Annotated in this window: 21 protein-coding genes and 1 pseudogene; 13 read left to right on the forward strand and 9 right to left on the reverse strand. The window is 65.7% G+C overall.

Going from position 1 to position 18,462, the window contains the following annotated elements:
• Together GU927_RS19645 and GU927_RS19650 are read right to left on the reverse strand one after the other, a co-directional pair.
• A pseudogene (locus GU927_RS19645) lies at positions 1–138 on the reverse strand (phosphonate ABC transporter substrate-binding protein); the annotation flags it as partial.
• A 51-nt stretch (positions 139–189) separates the two neighbouring features.
• Positions 190–1,116 carry a CHAD domain-containing protein gene (locus GU927_RS19650; protein WP_161764111.1) on the reverse strand — a complete coding sequence of 309 codons (927 nt, stop codon included), beginning with the start codon at positions 1,114–1,116 and terminating at the stop codon, positions 190–192.
• Positions 1,117–1,263: 147 nt separating this feature from the next.
• Between GU927_RS19650 and phnC the strand changes: the two genes are divergently transcribed.
• From phnC to GU927_RS19675, 5 genes are read left to right on the forward strand one after another with little or no spacing between them, the layout of a single operon-like run.
• Positions 1,264–2,088: a phosphonate ABC transporter ATP-binding protein gene (gene phnC / locus GU927_RS19655; protein WP_161764112.1), complete on the forward strand. Its 825-nt coding sequence runs from the start codon at positions 1,264–1,266 to the stop codon at positions 2,086–2,088.
• A 48-nt stretch (positions 2,089–2,136) separates the two neighbouring features.
• Positions 2,137–3,036 carry a phosphonate ABC transporter substrate-binding protein gene (gene phnD, locus GU927_RS19660; protein ID WP_161764113.1) on the forward strand — a complete coding sequence of 300 codons (900 nt, stop codon included), beginning with the start codon at positions 2,137–2,139 and terminating at the stop codon, positions 3,034–3,036.
• Between the two features lie 59 nt (positions 3,037–3,095).
• Positions 3,096–3,974, forward strand: a complete 879-nt coding sequence (gene phnE, locus GU927_RS19665; protein WP_161764114.1) for a phosphonate ABC transporter, permease protein PhnE — start codon at positions 3,096–3,098, stop codon at positions 3,972–3,974.
• 1 nt (position 3,975) lies between these two features.
• On the forward strand, positions 3,976–5,298 hold the full coding sequence (phnE, locus tag GU927_RS19670; protein WP_161764115.1) for a phosphonate ABC transporter, permease protein PhnE: 1,323 nt from the start codon (positions 3,976–3,978) through the stop codon (positions 5,296–5,298).
• 2 nt (positions 5,299–5,300) lie between these two features.
• Positions 5,301–5,927, forward strand: coding sequence for a chloramphenicol acetyltransferase (locus GU927_RS19675; RefSeq protein WP_161764116.1), 627 nt, complete (start codon positions 5,301–5,303; stop codon positions 5,925–5,927).
• A gap of 3 nt (positions 5,928–5,930) precedes the next feature.
• Here the strand turns inward: GU927_RS19675 and GU927_RS19680 are convergent, their stop codons facing one another.
• Together GU927_RS19680 and phnF are read right to left on the reverse strand one after the other, a co-directional pair.
• Positions 5,931–7,115, reverse strand: a complete 1,185-nt coding sequence (locus GU927_RS19680) for an alpha-D-ribose 1-methylphosphonate 5-triphosphate diphosphatase (RefSeq protein WP_161764117.1) — start codon at positions 7,113–7,115, stop codon at positions 5,931–5,933.
• A 74-nt stretch (positions 7,116–7,189) separates the two neighbouring features.
• Positions 7,190–7,897, reverse strand: coding sequence for a phosphonate metabolism transcriptional regulator PhnF (gene phnF, locus GU927_RS19685; protein ID WP_161764118.1), 708 nt, complete (start codon positions 7,895–7,897; stop codon positions 7,190–7,192).
• A 104-nt stretch (positions 7,898–8,001) separates the two neighbouring features.
• Between phnF and phnG the strand changes: the two genes are divergently transcribed.
• The 7 genes from phnG to phnN are packed head-to-tail and all read left to right on the forward strand — an operon-like array spanning position 8,002 to position 12,985.
• The gene (phnG, locus tag GU927_RS19690; RefSeq protein ID WP_161764119.1) at positions 8,002–8,451 is read left to right on the forward strand and encodes a phosphonate C-P lyase system protein PhnG; all 450 of its coding nucleotides are present in this window, start codon (positions 8,002–8,004) and stop codon (positions 8,449–8,451) included.
• Positions 8,448–9,017 (forward strand): phosphonate C-P lyase system protein PhnH, encoded by a 570-nt coding sequence (gene phnH / locus GU927_RS19695; RefSeq protein WP_161764120.1) that lies wholly within the window; start codon positions 8,448–8,450, stop codon positions 9,015–9,017. Before phnG ends, phnH begins: the two co-directional genes overlap by 4 nt.
• Entirely contained in the window at positions 9,017–10,105 is a 1,089-nt protein-coding gene (locus GU927_RS19700; RefSeq protein ID WP_161764121.1) for a carbon-phosphorus lyase complex subunit PhnI, read from the forward strand. Before phnH ends, GU927_RS19700 begins: the two co-directional genes overlap by 1 nt.
• Complete coding sequence (locus GU927_RS19705; RefSeq protein WP_161764122.1) at positions 10,102–10,974, forward strand: alpha-D-ribose 1-methylphosphonate 5-phosphate C-P-lyase PhnJ; 873 nt, start codon at positions 10,102–10,104, stop codon at positions 10,972–10,974. The genes GU927_RS19700 and GU927_RS19705 overlap by 4 nt, the downstream gene beginning before the upstream one ends.
• A gap of 2 nt (positions 10,975–10,976) precedes the next feature.
• Positions 10,977–11,759, forward strand: a complete 783-nt coding sequence (gene phnK, locus GU927_RS19710) for a phosphonate C-P lyase system protein PhnK (RefSeq protein WP_161764151.1) — start codon at positions 10,977–10,979, stop codon at positions 11,757–11,759.
• Between the two features lie 3 nt (positions 11,760–11,762).
• The gene (gene phnL, locus GU927_RS19715; RefSeq protein WP_161764123.1) at positions 11,763–12,446 is read left to right on the forward strand and encodes a phosphonate C-P lyase system protein PhnL; all 684 of its coding nucleotides are present in this window, start codon (positions 11,763–11,765) and stop codon (positions 12,444–12,446) included.
• Complete coding sequence (gene phnN, locus GU927_RS19720; protein ID WP_161764124.1) at positions 12,443–12,985, forward strand: phosphonate metabolism protein/1,5-bisphosphokinase (PRPP-forming) PhnN; 543 nt, start codon at positions 12,443–12,445, stop codon at positions 12,983–12,985. The genes phnL and phnN overlap by 4 nt, the downstream gene beginning before the upstream one ends.
• On the opposite strand, the gene GU927_RS19725 is transcribed toward phnN, so the two are convergent.
• Positions 12,967–13,656, reverse strand: a complete 690-nt coding sequence (locus GU927_RS19725) for a DUF1045 domain-containing protein (RefSeq protein WP_161764125.1) — start codon at positions 13,654–13,656, stop codon at positions 12,967–12,969. The genes phnN and GU927_RS19725 overlap by 19 nt on opposite strands.
• A gap of 86 nt (positions 13,657–13,742) precedes the next feature.
• Between GU927_RS19725 and GU927_RS19730 the strand changes: the two genes are divergently transcribed.
• The gene (locus GU927_RS19730) at positions 13,743–14,876 is read left to right on the forward strand and encodes an alpha-D-ribose 1-methylphosphonate 5-triphosphate diphosphatase (protein WP_161764126.1); all 1,134 of its coding nucleotides are present in this window, start codon (positions 13,743–13,745) and stop codon (positions 14,874–14,876) included.
• Between the two features lie 4 nt (positions 14,877–14,880).
• Here the strand turns inward: GU927_RS19730 and GU927_RS19735 are convergent, their stop codons facing one another.
• Genes GU927_RS19735 through phnE (GU927_RS19750) form a run of 4 tightly spaced genes read right to left on the reverse strand, consistent with a single transcriptional unit; the run spans position 14,881 to position 18,462 of the window.
• Entirely contained in the window at positions 14,881–15,753 is an 873-nt protein-coding gene (locus tag GU927_RS19735; RefSeq protein ID WP_161764127.1) for a hypothetical protein, read from the reverse strand.
• 11 nt (positions 15,754–15,764) lie between these two features.
• Positions 15,765–17,003, reverse strand: coding sequence for an alpha-D-ribose 1-methylphosphonate 5-triphosphate diphosphatase (locus tag GU927_RS19740; protein ID WP_161764128.1), 1,239 nt, complete (start codon positions 17,001–17,003; stop codon positions 15,765–15,767).
• Complete coding sequence (locus GU927_RS19745) at positions 17,003–17,659, reverse strand: class I SAM-dependent methyltransferase (protein WP_161764129.1); 657 nt, start codon at positions 17,657–17,659, stop codon at positions 17,003–17,005. Before GU927_RS19745 ends, GU927_RS19740 begins: the two co-directional genes overlap by 1 nt.
• 8 nt (positions 17,660–17,667) lie before the next feature.
• Positions 17,668–18,462: a phosphonate ABC transporter, permease protein PhnE gene (phnE, locus tag GU927_RS19750; RefSeq protein ID WP_217765738.1), complete on the reverse strand. Its 795-nt coding sequence runs from the start codon at positions 18,460–18,462 to the stop codon at positions 17,668–17,670.

Genomic DNA, 18,462 nt, shown 5'->3' on the forward strand with positions numbered 1-18,462 from the left:
AAAGGCCTCGGCCACGATGGTGGCATAGGGCAGCACGGTCGAGGACCCCGCCACCTGCACATTGTCCCGCGCCAGCGCAAGGCCGGTCGAGGTGGCAAGAACCGCCGTGGCGGTAAGGGTGAGTTTGCTGATGTTCATTGGACACTCCTGGAATTGACCCGAGCGCACAGTGGCGCTTCGCCGCCCGTCCTAGCCCTGCTCCGTGACTGTTGCGCAAAGGTTGGATGACGTTTCCATGACAGTCGCCGAAGCGCCAATTCCGTGAGGTTGCACCGCCGCTTCGTCCCACCAGCGAGGCGCGGCCCGCAGGGCCAACCATGCATCGGACGCGCAGGCCAGAGCGGCGGCCTCGGCATCCTTGTCGACCCTCCCATCTTTGTGTCGTGCGACCACGAGGTCATTCAGCTGGCCCAAACCGTCCTGTGCCCCGCGCAGGTTCCCTCGCAAGACTGGCCAGAGTGGTGACGGCCAGACAGGCGAGAAAAATTCTCCCGCATAGCGCAAACTCTTCAACGCCTTGCGGAGGTCGTGTCTGCGCCTGTCCGACAACGTCGCAAGGTCCGCAGGATAGGACATGCAGCCATCCCAGCACTCCTGCAGAACCTCTGCCGCGGTTTCGCGCAGCGGGCGCTTCCGCGCGACCGTTCCTCGCACTTTGTCTCGGAAAAGGGACCCATCGGAAACCTTTGCCATCAATGCCGGCGCGAACCCTACGGCCCGCTCCTTGCGCAGTTTTCCGCGAGTCTGGTCCCTAAGACGCTGTGCCTTTTTGCGGTCTTTCGTCTTGGCAACCTCACCACGCAGGTCGAGGTAGACATCCGCATCGCGCACTTCACCGATGATCCGGAAGATTGCCTTCGCCTTTGAGCGATCGGTGGCAAGAGACTTGCGTTTAAGGATGTGACGAAAGGCATCCAACGTCGTCGTCAGCCGCCGGATCGCCACACGCGCTTTCTTCGCCCCCTGCGGATCATCCCGTTCCAGGAACCGGGCGATCCAGACATCCACGTCTATGCAACATCTCTCGATCAGGATGCGAAAGGCGCTTTCGGTATCAATATCCGGAGCGAGTGCATCGGACAGAACGAGATCTCGGGGCGTGGGGGCATCGTCCATTTCGGCACCGCGTTGTTGAACTGCCCGCCAGCAATAAGACCGTCACATCACCGTTTTGCGACGGGTGGCGTTGGAAAACTTTCATCAAACCGCAGCGTCCGCGTCATGAAAGGCGGTTAGCCATCCCGACAACCAAAGGGGGATGCGATGCTTCTCGATGTCAAAGGCGTCACGCGGATGTTCGGCCCGAAAGCCGCTGTCGACAATGTCAGCTTCACGGTCGCTAAATCGGGTTTCATCGGGGTGATCGGACGGTCCGGCGCAGGCAAATCGACCTTTCTGCGCATGATGAACCGCCTGACCGACGCGACCTCTGGCACAATCCATTTCGACGGGCGCGACATCCTTTCCCTGACGGGGCGTCACATGCGCGACTGGCAAAGCCAGTGCGCGATGATCTTCCAGCAGTTCAACCTCGTGCCGCGGATGGATGTGGTGTCCAATGTGGTCCATGGCACGCTGGCGCACCGGTCCACCTTGTCTACGATGTTCGGTTTCTGGCCGGATGACGATATCCTCAAGGCGCTGGCGATATTGGACCGTCTGGGGATCGCGGAACAGGCGTCAAAGCGGGCCGAGGCGCTGTCGGGCGGACAGCAGCAGCGCGTCGCCATCGCCCGCGCCCTGATGCAGGATCCCAAGGTGATCCTTGCGGACGAACCCATCGCAAGCCTCGACCCGATGAACGCGCAGGTCGTGATGGACACCCTGCGCCGCATCCATGACGAGGACAATCGCATGGTGATCGCCAACCTCCATACGCTGGACACCGCGCGACGTTACTGCGACCGAGTCATCGGGATGCGCGACGGGCGCATCGTCTTTGACGGCACGCCGGACCAGCTGACCACGGGTGTCGCCCGCGACATCTACGGCGCGGACGCGTCCTTCAGCGAATACGCCACTTCCACATCTATCGATGCACTCGGGACGAAGCGCGATGACGCCTACGCCCGCGAGATGCTCGCCTGAGTTTCACCCCCGCCCCCAAGACGGGGGCCATTCCACATGGAGACGACCATGAAGCACCTGCTCGCTATCCTCGCGGCAACCACAACCCTCGCCGGCGCCGTACAGGCGCAAGAGATCACCGAATTCAACATCGGCATCCTCGGTGGCGAGAACGCCCAGGACCGTCTTACGGGCCACGAGTGCTTCCGCGTGATGGTCGAAGAGGCGCTCGGCGTGCCGGTAAAGCTCTTTACTCCGGCCGATTATGATGGCGTGATCCAGGGTCTTGTCGGCGGGACGCTGGATTTCGGTTGGCTCGGAGCTTCGGCCTATGCAAAGACCTACCTGACCGACCCTGAAGCGGTCGAGGTGCGTCTGACCAAGCAGAACGTGGACGGCACCACCGGCTACTACGCCTTTGGCTTCGCACGCGCCGACAGCGGCATCACCACGATGGAACAGGCCAAGGGCAAGACCTTCGCCTTCGCCGATCCCAACTCCACCTCTGGCTATCTGGTTCCGGCGGCGGAACTGCAGGGCCAGCTCGGCGACCTGAACCAGTACTTCTCAGAGGTGAAGTTCTCGGGCGGTCACGAGCAGTCGATCGTCGGCGTCGCGAACGGAGATTTCGACGCGGGCGTGAGCTGGGCCGACGGTCTGGGCAACTGGGAAGACGGCTTCAACTCGGGCGCGTTCCGCAAGGCGGCCGATGCGGGGCTGGTCGACATGAACGACCTCGTCATGATCTGGCAGTCCTCGCTCATCCCCGAAGGCCCGGTCGTCGTCCGTAAGGCGCTGCCGCAGGACGTAAAGGACAAGGTCACGCAGATCGTTGCCGACCTTCACGAGACGAACAAGGACTGTGCCTACAACGTCGCCGCGGGTGAGGCAAAAGACTTCGTTCCGGTCACGCATGACGCCTATCTCGGCATCATCGAGGCCCGGAAGCTTCAAGAAGCCTCCAACTGATCGACTGGCACATCGGGCCGGACCCCTGCAATGGTCCGGCCCCTTTCTTTGGGGGATTCATGGTCGACATCGCCTTCGGACCCGAACCGGGCAAACGCCCCGATGCCGCCGCACCCGGCACCGCCTATCTGGCGGCGACGCGGCGCAAGCGGATTTACGGCGGCCTTCTGCTTGTCTTCTTCGTCTCCACCATGGCCTCGGGCTTCCTTGTGGCGCAGGACCGCAACGCAGGCGGCTTCCTCGACGGTCTGCACCGGCTGGACGACTTCCCCGCAGAAGTGGTCAGTGAAGCCTGGGAGAAAAGCGCCAACCTGCCCGGCCTGATGTGGGCTCATGTCGGATCGCTGATCGAGACGATCAACATCGCCGCCGTCTCCACCCTGCTGGGCGTGCTTGGCGCGGGCTTCCTGGCGCTGCTGATGACACGCGGCCTTGCCCGCTGGCCCCGCCTGATCCCCGTCCTGCGCCGCGTCACCGACGCGCTGCGCGCCATCCCCGAAATCGTGATTGCGCTTGTGCTGATCTACATCCTCGGTGGCGGGCCGATCCCGGCCATGATCGCGATCGCGCTTCACACCATGGGCGCATTGGGCAAGCTCTTCTCCGAAGTGGCCGAAAATGCCGACCTGAAACCTGTGGAAGGGCTGACCTCCGTCGGCGCGTCATGGGGACAGAAGATGTGGTTCGGCATCATCCCGCAGGTCGCGCCGAACTGGCTCTCCTACGCGCTCCTGCGCTTCGAGATAAACGTTCGCGCCTCAGCCATCCTCGGCTTCGTGGGGGCAGGCGGGATCGGCTACGAACTGAAGATCGCCATGCAATGGGGAGGCGGGCGCTACGATCAGGTCGTCGCGATCTTCCTGCTCCTCTTCCTCACCATCGCCGTCATCGACCGCCTGTCGGACCGCTGGCGCGCCCGCCTTGTGCAGGGGAACTGACATGACCACCACCCTGACCGCCCCCATGGGCACACCCCTCCTCGCCACTTTCCGCAAGCGCCGCCTGATCGCGCTCGGCGTCCCGGCGCTGATCCTTGCCTATTTCACCTACATCTTCTTTGCCTTCGACATCCCCGGCCTCGCCCAGCGGGCCAAGATGGACAACGCGGCGATCCTTCTTTCGGACTTCTGGTCCCACAAGGTCCACGTCACCCGCGACAACCGCAGCGGAGACGTGCAAAGCGCCGTGGAAGGCGAAGCCAAGGGCCGCTACCCGGCCGGAACCCATCCAGACTGGGTCATCATCGACGGCGCGACCACCACCATCGACCTCGGCGAAGGCCACATCGTGACCTATGACGACAAGGGCGCGCGCTATGTCGTCCCCGGCTATGGCACCATCGACATCGCACCCGACGGCAACCGGCTGAAGTTGATTGCCCCCGAACCCCTGCCCGACTGGATCAACGCCTCGGGCAACCGCATCTCGGTCACCACCGAAGAAGGCCGCTTCACCTATACCCGTTCCAAGGTCGAAACCTTCCGCTACTTCGCCGGGTGGGAGCTGTTCTTCTTCACCCTCGAAAGCCCCTTCCACGGCAAGAGCCCACTGGAACTGGCCGCCCTCGCGCTTTGGGGCGACAGGCTGGACCCCGCGCGGTCCAACATCGCGGGCATGGCCCATGACATCTGGTTCAACGAGATGTGGCGGCACGGCGACGTGGCTTGGGCGATCTTTGAAACCATGCTCATGGCGATCCTCGGCACCTTCGGCGCGGCGGTCATCTCGCTCCCCTTGGCCTTCCTCGCCGCGCGCAATGCCAACCCGCTCGGCCCCGTCCGCTTTGCCTTGCGCCGCATCTTCGACTTCGTGCGCGGCGTGGACGGTTTGATCTGGACCATCATCCTGTCCCGCGCCTTCGGCCCCGGTCCGATGACAGGCGCACTTGCCATCCTGATCACTGATACCGGCAGCTTCGGAAAAACATTCTCGGAAGCGATCGAGAACATCGAAGAGAAGCAGGTCGAAGGCATCCGCTCAACTGGTGCGAACGCCCTGCAACGCGCGCGCTTCGGGGTGATCCCGCAGATCATCCCCGTTCTGGCCTCGCAGGTCCTCTACTACCTCGAATCCAACACACGCAGCGCGACGGTCGTCGGCGCCATCGTGGGCGGCGGCATCGGCCTGATGCTGACACAGGCCATCCAGACCCAGAAGGACTGGGAAGAGGTCTGCTACTACATGGTCCTGATCGTCCTGATGGTCATGGCCATGGACAGCCTGTCGGGCTGGCTGCGGCGCAAGCTGATCAAAGGGGAATGAAGATGACGAAACTCTCGGCCACCAAGCCGTTGATCCATGCTGGCGCACAGGTCGTGAATTCGACCCTCGGCGCATGGGTCGAGGTGGGTGAAGGCGCGCGCGTCCTGAATTCAACTTTCCAAGATTACGCCTATTGCGACCGCTATGCCGATATCGCCAACACGACCGTCGGTCGCTTTTCCAACATCGCGGCCATGACGCGGATCGGACCGACGGACCACCCCTTCGCCCATGCCGCGCAGCATCATTTCCTTTACCGGTCCAGCTATTACTGGGACGATGCGACCGACGATCCGACCTTCTTCGCCGCCCGCGCCGCCCGCCGCACCACCCTTGGCGCGGATTGCTGGATCGGCCATGGCGCGATCATCAAGCCCGAGGTGACGGTGGGCATCGGTGCCATCGTCGCCTCGGGGGCGGTGGTCACCAAGGATGTCGCGCCCTTCATGATCGTCGCCGGATGCCCTGCGGCACCGATCCGCGCGCGGTTCCCGGCACAGGTGATCGACCGGCTTCTGGCGCTGGCCTGGTGGGATTGGGACCATGCCCGTCTCCGCGCGGCGCTGGAAGATTTCCGGGCCCTGAAGGCAGAGGCGTTTCTGGAACGGTACGAACCCGTCGCCGTTTGACCGTCACTCTGCCGCCATCCGCATTCCATCCCGCACAGACAGGAACCGCGCCGCGGCCCGCCCCGAAAGATGCGACAACCGACCGCCTGCGATGGTCGCGGCAATCTCGCGCGTTTCCTGGTCCACCACCACGAGATCCGCGCGCAGGCCGACGTCCAGTCGACCGCGATCCACCATTCCAAGGACGCGCGCCGGGCCCGACGAAACCAGCGCCCAAGCCCGCTCAAGCGGCAAGATCCCGTCATCGACCAGTTTCCAGACGGCCAATGGCAGGGCGGGCAGGTGATAGTCCGACACAAGCCCGTCGCACAGCCCCTGCCGGATCAGTTCCACTGCCGCCACATTCCCCGCCTGCGACCCACCCCGCACCACATTCGGCGCACCCATGAGCACGGGGTCTCCCCCTGCCTTGGCAGCGGCAGCCGCGCGGAACCGCGTCGGAAACTCCGCAACCCGCGCGCCGATCATCCGATAGACCTCGCGCGTTTCGGCGTCGGGGTCGTCATGGCTGCCGTACGTGACGCCCAGCCTGTCAAACGCCTCGGCCAGGGCACATAGCGCGCGCGGCACCGCCCGCGCCTGTTCGCGCGCCGTCTCCATCCGCGCGGCTAGCTCTGCCTCGGTCAGGCCCGCCTTGCGCGCCCAGTGGGCAAAGCCATCGGGATTGGCCCGCCGCATCTGGAAGCCTTCTTCAAGATGGTCGTTGAAGACGACGTAATCCACCCGGAACCGTTCGACCGCCGCGATCAGGCGCGGGACTTCGTCCACAAGATGCGTCTCGGCGCGAAGCTGCACGCGCAGGTCGGTCAGCGCTCGCGCCCGATGGTCCAGCACGGCCGCCATCAACGCCTCTGCCCGCTCTGGCCCGCGCATCCCGCCTTCCCAGCTCCAACTCTGGGCCAGATAGCAGGTTGTCACCCCATGCGACGCCGCCTCGCGGTCCGTGGCGGCCAGTGCCGGGCCTAGCGGGAACGGCGCGGAAGGGCGCGGAAGTACCTGTCGTTCGAACCCGTCGCCGTGCAGGTCCACAATCCCCGGCATCACCCAGAAACCCGTAAGGTCCACCTCCGGCAGACCCTGCCCATCCGTGATCTGCCCCGACACCACCCCCACGGCGCGACTGTCGAAACGGTCATCGGTCAGCACCATCGCACCGACAAGGCGCAGCGGGGTAAGGAAAGCGGTCATGGCTTGCACTCACGGATTGCGGTGCCTGTGGATAACCCACGCGTGCAACAGGCCCGTGACGGTCGCACCGTCCGTCAATCACCCCCGACCGTCAGCGTCACGCGGTCGCCCGCAAACCAGGTCATGCCGATTTCGACAACGCGCCCGTCGCTGCCCACATTCACCGCCTCGCTCCGCAGGATCGGTGCGCCCTCCTCCAGCCGCAGGCGCAGCGCCAGCATCGGCTTTGCTGCCTTGGCCGTCAGCCGCGTGGAAGACCGCGTGTAATCCGCCACACCGCAGGCCGCCAGCGCCGCCGTGATCGACGCGCCCCCCCGCAGTGCATCGGGCAGACCGTCCAGCCAACCGGGAAACACCGACCGGAAGGCCGCAAGAGGCTGGCCGTCCGCGCTGGAAATCCCCTCGACCACATGAACCGCATCGCCGACCGCGATGCCCAGCGCGGCCGCCTCGCCCTGATCCGCCCCCCGCGTCTCGATCCGCGTGTAGTCGCGCGACGGCACCTGTCCCTGCGCCTCCACCGCCTGATGAAAGCGCACGCGTCGACCCAGCGGGTAGTTGACCGGTCGCCCGGTGACGAAGACCCCTGCGCCGCGCCGGGAATGGACCAGCCCCCGCGCCGCCAGATCGGCCAAGGCATGACGCACCGTATGGCGGTTCACGCCAAAGCGCACGGCCAGTTCCGCCTCGGTCGGAAGGCGCTGGCCGTCGGTGGCATGGCCGCGGCCGATCTCGTCGGCCAAGGTCGCGGCAATCTCGCGCCACAGCGCGGAACGGGCCATCGCGGCACCCCGTCATGAAAGTTTCACCAAAGCTTTGCACCGCCGTGACACGGTCCGCGCTATAGAAATTTGTATAGTTGTATAGAACAGGCGGCAACCCGAAGATGCCTTCTTCCCACCCCCAAGACCCGGACCGCAAGTCGTGGATGTCCCTCCTTGCCCGCGCGCCGGCGGACAGGTTGGCCTCGCTCTTTCCCGATCCCTTGCCCGATCACACCCTGCTGCGTGCGCCCGAGATCGGATCCGTCATGGTGCAGGGGCGCATCGGCGGCACCGGGGCGCCCTTCAATCTGGGCGAGATGACGGTGACGCGCTGCTCGCTGCGCCTGACCGACGGCACCGTCGGCCATGCCTACGTGCAGGGCCGCGACCGGACCCATGCTCTGCGCGCCGCCACCATGGATGCGCTGATGCAGACCGATGCCGCGCCTGCACTGCGCCCGACCCTCGACACGCTGGCAGCCGAAGAAACCGCCCGCCGCACCACCCGCGCCGCCAAGGCCGCCGCCACCAAGGTCGATTTCTTCACCATGGTCAGGGGAGAGGACAAATGACACCCGACACCCTGACCGGCGGCTTCGCCACCCCCCCTACAGACAGTGCCCGCGCCTTCCGCGCGATCCTTGATGCATTGGCGCGCCCCGGTACGATCCGCACCGTTGACGGTGCCGAGCCGCCCGCCCCCCTTTCGTCCGCCGCAGGCGCTGTGGCGTTGACGCTGCTCGACGGGACGACGCCTGTCCATCTGGCGGGCGATCACGACACGCAGGACTTGCGTGACTGGCTGACCTTCCACACCGGCGCGCCACTGGTCGCCGCAGCCGAGGCAGCCTTCGCCTTCGGAACGTGGGACGCGCTGCTCCCCCTCGACCGCTTTGCCATCGGCACGCCGGAATACCCCGACCGCGCCGCAACGCTGGTGATCGAGATGCCGAACCTCCATCCGGAAGGCGCAACGCTGCGAGGCCCCGGCATCAAGGGCAGCGCCTATCTCTCGCTTCCTGCCACTGCCCCCTTCATCGCCAACCGCTCCCTCTTTCCGCTGGGCTTCGACGCCTTCCTGACCTGCGGCAACCGCATCGCGGGTCTGCCCCGGTCCACCATCGTGAGGGATGCCTGATGTATGTCGCCGTCAAGGGTGGCGAACGCGCCATCGACAATGCCCATGCCTTCCTTGCAGAAGAACGCAGGGGCGATCCGGCCATCGCCGTGCTGACCGTCCCGCAAATCCGCGAACAGCTGCGCCTTGCCGTCAATCGCGTTATGGCCGAAGGCTCGCTCTATGACCCCGACCTCGCCGCGCTGGCGATCAAGCAGGCGCGCGGCGATTTGATCGAGGCGGTGTTCCTTATCCGCGCCTACCGCACGACCCTGCCCCGCCACGGCTTTTCCAGCCCGGTCGAGACGGCGCAGATGCACATGACCCGCCGCATCAGCGCGACCTTCAAGGACGCACCGGGGGGGCAGATCCTCGGCCCGACCTTCGACTACACCCACCGCCTGCTCGACTTCCGCCTCGCCGCAGACGGCGATGTTCCGCCCGCCCCCACGGCCCCCGCAACCCAAGGCCCGGTCCCCCACATCACCGGCTTCCTCAACCGCGACGGCCTGATCGAAACGGCAGACCGCGACGACACACCCCCGCCGGACCTGACGCGCGAACCGATCGAACTGCCGGCCGACCGCGCCCTGCGTCTGCAAGCCATCACGCGCGGGGATGAGGGCTTCATCCTCTCCCTCGCCTATTCCACCCAGCGCGGCTACGGGCGCACCCATGCCTTCGTGGGCGAACTCCGTATCGGGATGGTCGAGGTCGAGATGGACATCCCCGAGTTGGGCTTTGCCATCTGCATCGGCGAGGTGGAGTTGACGGAATGCGAGACCGTCAACCAGTTCAAAGGATCAAAGACCGAACCCCCGCAATTCACGCGCGGCTACGGCCTGACCTTCGGCCAGACCGAACGCAAGGCCATCGCGATGAGCCTCGTCGACCGCGCCCTGCGCTGGAAGGAGCTGGGCGAAGATTTCACCGGCGCCCCCGCACAGGATGAGGAATTCGTCCTGATGCATGCCGACAACGTGCAGGCGACGGGGTTCCTCGAACACATCAAGCTGCCGCATTACGTCGATTTCCAGAGCGAGCTTGAACTCATCCGCAAGCTGCGCGCCGAGGCGGCAGCCGCATCGCAGAAGGAGGCGGCGGAATGACCGATCAATCCTACAACTTCGCCTATCTCGACGAACAGACCAAACGCATGATCCGCCGCGCCATCCTGAAAGGCATCGCGGTCCCCGGCTATCAGGTCCCCTTCGCCAGCCGAGAGATGCCGATGCCCTATGGCTGGGGTACGGGCGGCGTGCAGGTCACTGCCGCCTGCCTGACACCCGAAGACCGGCTGAAGGTGATCGACCAAGGCGCGGATGACACGACTAACGCCGTCTCCATCCGGAAGTTCTTCCAGCGCACCGCAGGCGTCGCCACGACCGAGGCGACGGCAGAGGCCACCCTCATCCAGACGCGCCACCGCATCCCGGAACACCCGCTGACCGAAGACCAGATTCTCGTCTATCAGGTGCCGATCCCCGAACCGCTCCGCTTCCTCGAACCGCGCGAGACGGAGACGCGCAAGATGCATTCGCTCGAAGAATACGGGCTGATGCATGTGAAGCTCTATGAAGACATCGCCCGCCACGGCTCCATCGCGACCTCATACGCCTATCCGGTCAAGGTGGAGGGGCGCTATGTCATGGACCCTTCGCCCATTCCGAAATTCGACAACCCGAAGCTTGGCGATTGCCCTGCCCTGCAACTCTTTGGCGCGGGTCGCGAACAGCGCATCTACGCCCTGCCGCCCCATACGCAGGTCGTCAGCCTAGACTTCGACGACCATCCGTTTCAGGCCACGAAGGCCCCACATGACTGCGATCTCTGCGGCGCATCGGAAAGCTATCTGGACGAGGTGATCGTGGATGATGCGGGCAACCGGATGTTCGTCTGCTCGGACACCGATTTCTGCCGCTCGCGGCGCGAGGCGGGCCATGCTGGCCGCCTGACGATGCAGGAGGCCGCAGAATGAAGATGGAACCCATCACCGCCACGCCCCTGCTGCGCGTGGACAACCTGACGAAACGCTATGGCAGCCGCATCGGCTGCGCGGATGTATCCTTCGACCTCTGGCCCGGCGAAGTGCTTGGGATCGTGGGCGAAAGCGGATCGGGAAAATCTACCCTTCTGTCCTGCCTCGCCGGCCATCTGACACCGGATGAAGGGCAGGTGATCTTCGACACCGCAGGCGGCCCGCGCGACGTGCTGCGGATGACGGAACCCGAACGCCGCCGCCTGTCGCGCACCGACTGGGCCTTCGTCCACCAGAACCCCCGCGATGGGCTGCGGATGGGCGTGACGGCGGGCGGCAACGTCGGCGAACGCCTGATGGCGGTCGGCGCGCGCCATTACGGCGACATCCGCGACCGCGCGACCGACTGGCTGGGGCGGGTGGAGATCGCCGCCGAGCGCATCGACGACCGACCGACCGCCTTTTCCGGCGGGATGCAGCAACGGCTCCAGATCGCGCGCAACCTCGTGACTGGCCCGCGCCTTGTGTTCATGGATGAACCGACCGGTGGACTGGATGTGTCTGTGCAGGCAAGGCTGCTGGACCTGCTGCGCGGTCTGGTTCGCGAAATGGGCCTGTCGGCCATCATCGTCACGCATGACCTCGCCGTGGTGCGCCTGCTTGCCGACCGCCTAATGGTGATGAAATCGGGGCGCGTGGTGGAACAGGGCCTGACCGATCAGGTGCTGGACGACCCGCAGCATCCCTACACGCAACTCCTCGTTTCCTCCGTCCTTCAGGTCTGACCCATGATCCGCGTTTCCAACCTGTCCAAGACCTTCACCCTGCACAACCAGGGCGCGGCGGCGATCCCGGTGATGGAGGGGGCCACGCTCACCGTCGCCTCCGGCGAATGCGTGGGCCTGACCGGGGCCTCCGGCGCGGGGAAATCCACCCTCATGCGGATGATCTGGGGCAACTACCTAGCCGCCTCCGGCTCCATCAAGGTGGGCGACACCGACGTCGCCACCGCCGAACCGCGCCAGATCATCGCGCTGCGCCGGGCGACGCTGGGATATGTGAGCCAGTTCTTGCGCGTCGTCCCCCGCGTTCCCACGCTGGACGTGGTGGCCGAACCCCTGCGCGTCCTCGGCGCGCCCGCCGACGAGGCACGCTCCCATGCCGCCACCCTTTTGACCCGCCTGAACATCCCCGAACGGCTCTGGTCCCTGTCGCCCACCACCTTCTCCGGCGGCGAACAGCAACGCGTCAACATCGCGCGCGGCTTCGCCCACCCCTACCCCGCGCTCCTCCTCGACGAACCCACGGCCAGTCTCGACGCCGCCAACCGCGAAACCGTCCTGGCCCTGATCGAAGAGGCGAAGGGACGCGGCGCAGCTATCCTCGGCATCTTCCACGACGAAGGCGCGCGCGCCCGCGTCTGTGACCGGCTTGTGGACGTGACGGCCTTCACGCCGAAGGCCGTCGCATGATAGGCCAACTCATCGCCGTCGTCGGCCCCTCCGGCGCGGGCAAGGACACGCTGATCGACGCCGCCCGCATCACTCGTCCCGATCTGCTGATCGTCCGCCGCGTGATCACCCGCCCGACCGAAAGCGGGGGCGAGGATTTCGAGGGCGTGTCCGAGGCCGATTTCGCCGCCCGCAAGAAGCGGGGCGACTTCGCGCTGGACTGGCGCGCGCACGGCCTTCGCTATGGCTTGCCTGCTCTCCAGATCTCCGAACACCTTGCAGGACGCGACGTTCTGTTCAACGGCTCGCGCCACGCACTCGACGCGGCCGCGATCCTCTTCCCGCACCTCCGCGTCATCCGCGTCTCCGCCCCCTCCGCCGTGCTGCGCGACCGCCTCCTCGCCCGGGGCCGCGAAACGGCCGAGGATATCGAAGCCCGTATCGCCCGCGCCAGCTATGACGTCCCGGCAGGACTGCATGTGACGGATGTGGTCAATGGCGGCACTTTGGCCGATGGCACTGCCCGCTTCCTTGCGGCGCTTCAGCCCGTCAACGCGTGACGAGACAGCAGATGGAACCGTCCCGCCGCATCCTCGCCGAACAGGCACAGGTCCCCGATCACGAAGGGCCGGGGCAGAACCGGCGCAAGCCACGGCTCAAGCACCCCCAATACCGCCCGCGCCTGCGGCGCTTGCAGAGTGCCTGTCAGGGTCAGGTGAAACCGGAACTCCTCCATAACGTAGGGATAGCCCCACTGGTCCAGCAGCGCCCGTTGACGTGCGGAAAGTCGTTCGGGCCGACGTTTAGCAACCTCTGCCCCGGTCAGGGCTGCACGCAACGGGTCAAGCTGGGTGACGACTTCCGCTCCCAGTTCCAGCAGATCCGCCTCATCGCCTTCGGGCAACAAAGCGACAAACCCCTTCAGCGCTGCCAGCTGAAGCCCCGGCATCACGACCGGGGCCAGACGCGCTGCAAGCCGTGCGACCTCCTGCTCCAGATCAGCACGGCCGACACCCTCCGCCAGCCGGAACGGGGCCTTGATCGTCCCGTGGAACCCATATTTCCGGGGCTCGGCAGTCAACGCCTCGACTGGCGCGGGCAAACCGTAGAGCGACGGATGCGCCACCGCAGCCCCCGTCACGGGATCCCAGCCAAGCCAGCTTGCCACCGCCCCGGCAAAAGCCCCGTCACGGGGCGCGTAGTAGATCGCATAGCGTCGAAATTCGTCCATGCGCGCCGCTCTAACGCTCGACTGTCACACCCGTGTGACGGTCCTCGTGCACCACATCATCCTCCGACCGGAACCGAAAGACAAAGATGACCGAAACCGTCCTGACCAATGCTCGCATCATCCTGCCCGATAGCATCCTGCACGGGTCCGTCCTGATCCGCGACGGCCTGATCGTCGACCTTTCCGACACCCCCACCCGCGCGGGCGAGGACCTCGAAGGCGACCTTCTTCTCCCCGGTCTGATCGAGCTACATACAGACAATCTCGAACGCCATATCGAACCGCGCCCCAAGGTCGGATGGCCCCGCGCCGCCGCTATCATCGCCCATGACGCGGAACTTGCGTCGGTTGGCATCACGACCGTATTCGACGCCCTCCGCGTCGGTTCGGTGAAATCTAAAAAGGCCAATTACGGCGAATATGCCCGCGCTTTGGCGGATGAGATCATGGCGCTGCGCGACACCGGCGCGCTGCGCATCTCCCACAAGATCCACCTGCGCGCCGAAGTCTGCTCCGAAACCCTGATAGATGAATTGGCGAAATTCGGCCCCGAGGACGGCATCGGCATCGTCAGCCTGATGGACCACACCCCCGGCCAGCGCCAATTCCGCGACATGACGCAACTGAAGAACTACGTTTGCGGCAAGCACGGCTTCTCCGACGCCGAATTCCGTGACCATATCGCCGCGCAAAAGGCCCTGTCGGATCGCTTCGCCACCGCCCACGAACAGGCCGCCGTGACCGAGGCGCGGCGCTTCGGCGCGGTGCTGGCAAGCCACGACGACACCACGCCTGACCACGTCACCCAATCCGCCCAGCACGGCGCGACCTTCGCCGAATTCCCCACGACGGTCGAGGCTGCGCAATCCTGCCGCGATCACGGCATCGCCGTGATGATGGGCGCGCCGAACCTCGTCCGCGGCGGGTCTCATTCAGGCAACGTGGCGGCGCAGGCGCTGGCGCAGTCCGACCTGCTCGACATCGTCTCCTCCGACTACGTCCCCTCCTCGCTCCTCTCCGCAGCGCTGATGCTGGGCGACCTCTGGGACGACCTACCGCGAGGCATCGCCACGGTAACCGCGGCCCCTGCACAGGCAGCGCGTCTCACGGATCGGGGCCAGATCGCCACGGGCAAGCGCGCCGACCTGATCCGCGTGCGCCGGTTCGGCACGGCGGGCATGCTGCGGTCGACCTGGGTGGAGGGGCGGCGCGTCGCCTGACGCGTCACCACTTTACATGGGCGGGCCAGACGAATACCTCGTCCGACACACCGCCCAACCGCATCACGCTGTGGCGCAGTTTTGCGGCAACCTCACCCTTGGGTAACGCACGCAACGCGCCGGATGATACCGGTGCACCGATCTCCATCTCCAGCCGCCGCCCCATCAGACGCCGCGTCTCGTGAAAGATCATCGCCAACCGCATCGGATAGGACAGATGGCTTGCCATCTGGAACAGGCGCGAGTTCTGACCATGAAAGAAAATCGGCAGTACCGTCACACCCGGAACCGTCGCCAGACGGCCCATGAAGGAATGCCATTCCGCATCGAATGCCCGCCCCCGCAGCGGTGCATTCGCCGTCGCGATCCCACCCGCCGGAAACATCGCGACCGCCTTCCCTGCGGCCAACAACTCAGCCGCCAACCTGCGGCTCTGGGCTGAAGCCTTGCGCGCTTCGGCCGTCCCGCTAAAGTCGATGGGCAGCAGATGCTGGCTGACTTCCGGCGGCTGGCACAGGACCGCGTTGGTCAATATCTGCACGTTCCCCCGCAGGCGCATCCCCAACTGCCCCAGCGCCAACCCGTCCACGATCCCGTAAGGATGGTTCGCCACCAACAGCAACCCGCCTTCCTTCGGCACCGCAGCCGCAGGCACATGCCAGCGCATCTCCGCCGCGATCCGCAGCAGGCGCAGCGCCGCATCGAACACCGTCTCGCCCGCAGGCGGCGCGGCGGCCCAGTCGAGACACAAGCCCCGCAACATCGGTTGTCCGCTGATCCGCTCCACCGCCCGGATCAACCCGCGCCGGAAGCGCGGCATGCCGGGATGGGAATAGGTAAAGCCCGGCGCATCTTCCCCATAGGCGGTGTCCGTCATCGCACCCTCCGTCAGCCGAAAACCTCGGTCCGCATCAGCGGCTCTGGCAGCGCCGAATAGCCTCCGCGTCCCGCGACCCATGTCCGCAGTGGCGAAGGCATACCCTGCTCCGGCCAGTCCAAGAGCAGCAGGTCCCCCCGCATCCCCGGCGCGATCTGCCCCCGGTCGGCCAGACCCATCGCCGCTGCAGGGTTGGCCGACACCAGTCGCCAAAGCGTGGCCAGATCCCCCACCCCATCCGCAAAGAGCCGCACCACCGCCCCTAGCATCGCGGGGTAGAAGTAATCGGACGCGAGCACATCACACAGGCCCCGCCGGATCATGTCCGCCGCCCCCGGTGAGCCAAGATGACTGCCACCCCGCATCGCATTCGGCGCGCCAAGGACGATCCAGTCCCCCGCCTCGCGCGCCGCCGTGAACACCCGATCATGCATTGGAAACTCGGCGATCCGCGACCCGTGGGCGCGGTAGAAACCCCGCGTCTCTACCTGACTGTCATCATGGCTCAGCATCGGCGCGCCACGGTCGCGTGCAAGAAAGGCCACGTTGGCGATGTCGTCCGCCACCCTCCCCCGCCGATCCCAGACCGACAGCATCAGCGCGACATAATCCGCTCCAGACATCCCCGACCGCTTTGCCCGCGCCTCCATCTTCTCGCGGAACGCGGCCGAGGTGACATCAGCCAGAGGATAATCCGGCACGAGGTCAAAGGGCCGGTCATGCACCGCAATGGACGGGTGCAGCATGGCCGATGACGTGTGGTCGTTGAACGCCACCGAAGGCACCGCCGCCATTTCCAGCGCCTCGGCAATCAGGGGCAACGCCCCGGGACAGAATGTCTCCCACCGCAATTGCAGGTGGTTCTCCACCGTCAGCCGCTTTGCAAGCTGCTTCAGCCCGCGCAGCACCTGCCAGCCCGTCTCGACAGACCGCAACCCCGGCTCCCAGCTCAGCGTCAGCGCGTGATAGGCCGTAGCGATCCCGTTCGCGGCCAGTTGCCGGTCGGTTTCCAGAAGCGCCGCATCGATGGGCACCATCACCCCCGGACGGGGCATGATCTGACGTTCGAACGCATCGCCATGCACATCGACAAAGGCCGGCGCCAGCAAGCGGCCGCGCCCGTCGATCACAACCGCGCCGTCGCGCGCCACGTCGACGCCTGTGATGATCCCGCCTTCCACGCGGACCGAGGCGCGCTCGACCCGATCCGCGAATACCACCCGCGCGCCCTCAATGACAAAAGCGCCCATCACAGCCGCTCCGCCAACAGATGCCAATGCCATGACCCGGGCTTTTCATGCTGCCGGTCTTCCAACCGCATCAGTTCGAACCCGTCGAGTAGCCTGACCAGCGTTGCGGCATTGCAGAAGTAGTGTGGATGTATCTTGTCCCCCTCGCCCTCGAACACCCAGCAGCCGGGAGACACTTCATGTCCCCGCGCCTTGGCCTGCTCCACCGGCAGACGACGCGCCGACAGCATCGTCGCCATGAAGGTTCCGCCCCGACGCAGTACGCGCCGCACCTCGGCCAGTGTCCGCGCGACCACCACCTCGTCCCCGTGATAGATCACGTTCCACGACAGCACATGGTCAAAGCTGCCATCCGCAAACGGCATCGCCGTCATCGCCCCCTCGCGGATGTCGATCTCCAGCCCCGCCGCCTGCGCCGCCAGCCCAATCACCTTGACCGACTGCTCCGACGCATCCAGTGCCGCGACCTGCATCCCCGCGCGCGCAAGCGCCAGCGCATGCCGCCCGATCCCGGCGCCAAGGTCCAGCACCCGCGCGCCCGCAGGCAAGGTTGCCGCATGCTCCATCACTTCCGCTTCGGCCTGTGCCCATGGCGACGACCCGTCGGCCTTGTGCCATTCCGCATCCCAATACACATGCGCGCTGTCGGTCTTCATTCCATCCCTCAGATGAGTTTGGAGCGGATCCACCCGGACCCCTGCTCCACGATCAGGACCAGCGCGAACAGCATCAGGATGATGGTCAGCGCCTCGTCATAGTTGAACAGGTCGAATGCGACCTTCAGGTCCACCCCGATTCCGCCCGCCCCCACAAGGCCCAGCGCCGCCGACCCCCGCACCGCCTTTTCCAGCGCGAACAGCGATGTGGCGGTGAAGGAGGGCAAGCACGCCGGAAAGACGGCAGAAAAGATGATGCCCAGACGGCTCGCCCCGATGGCGCGCAGCGCGTCCTGCGGGCCGGTATCGGCCTCTTCCATCGCCTCGGCGAAAAAGCGCCCCGCAAACCCGATCTTGTCCACCATGATGGCCAGAACGCCCGCAGCAGGGCCAAGCCCCACCATGATGATGAAGAAGATCGCCCAGACGAGGTCAGGAATGGTGCGAAAGAGCGCGATGATCCCCCGTGCCACCAACCGCACGGCGGGATGCGGCGACAGACGATCAGTTGCAAGGATGGCAAAGGGCACAGCAAAGATCAGGCCCAGCGCAGCCCCCGCCACCGCCATCTGCAATGTTTCCAGAAGCTTCCATGCAATCCGGTCCACACGCGATGGGTCGGGCGGAAACATCTGCGCCAGCAGGCCCGACGGCGCGAACAGCCGGTCGATCCCCCGCCCCAGCGCACCCAATTCCGGCGCGGTCGCCGCGATGGAACTGATCACCAGCGCCGCCACCACGACGAAGCCCAGCCATTCCGGCAAGCTGCGCCGTTGAAAGCGCGGGATGGACACCTCGGCCAT

Origin of the sequence: Paragemmobacter amnigenus, assembly GCF_009908265.2 — a bacterium.
In the GTDB taxonomy this organism is placed as follows: domain Bacteria; phylum Pseudomonadota; class Alphaproteobacteria; order Rhodobacterales; family Rhodobacteraceae; genus Paragemmobacter; species Paragemmobacter amnigenus.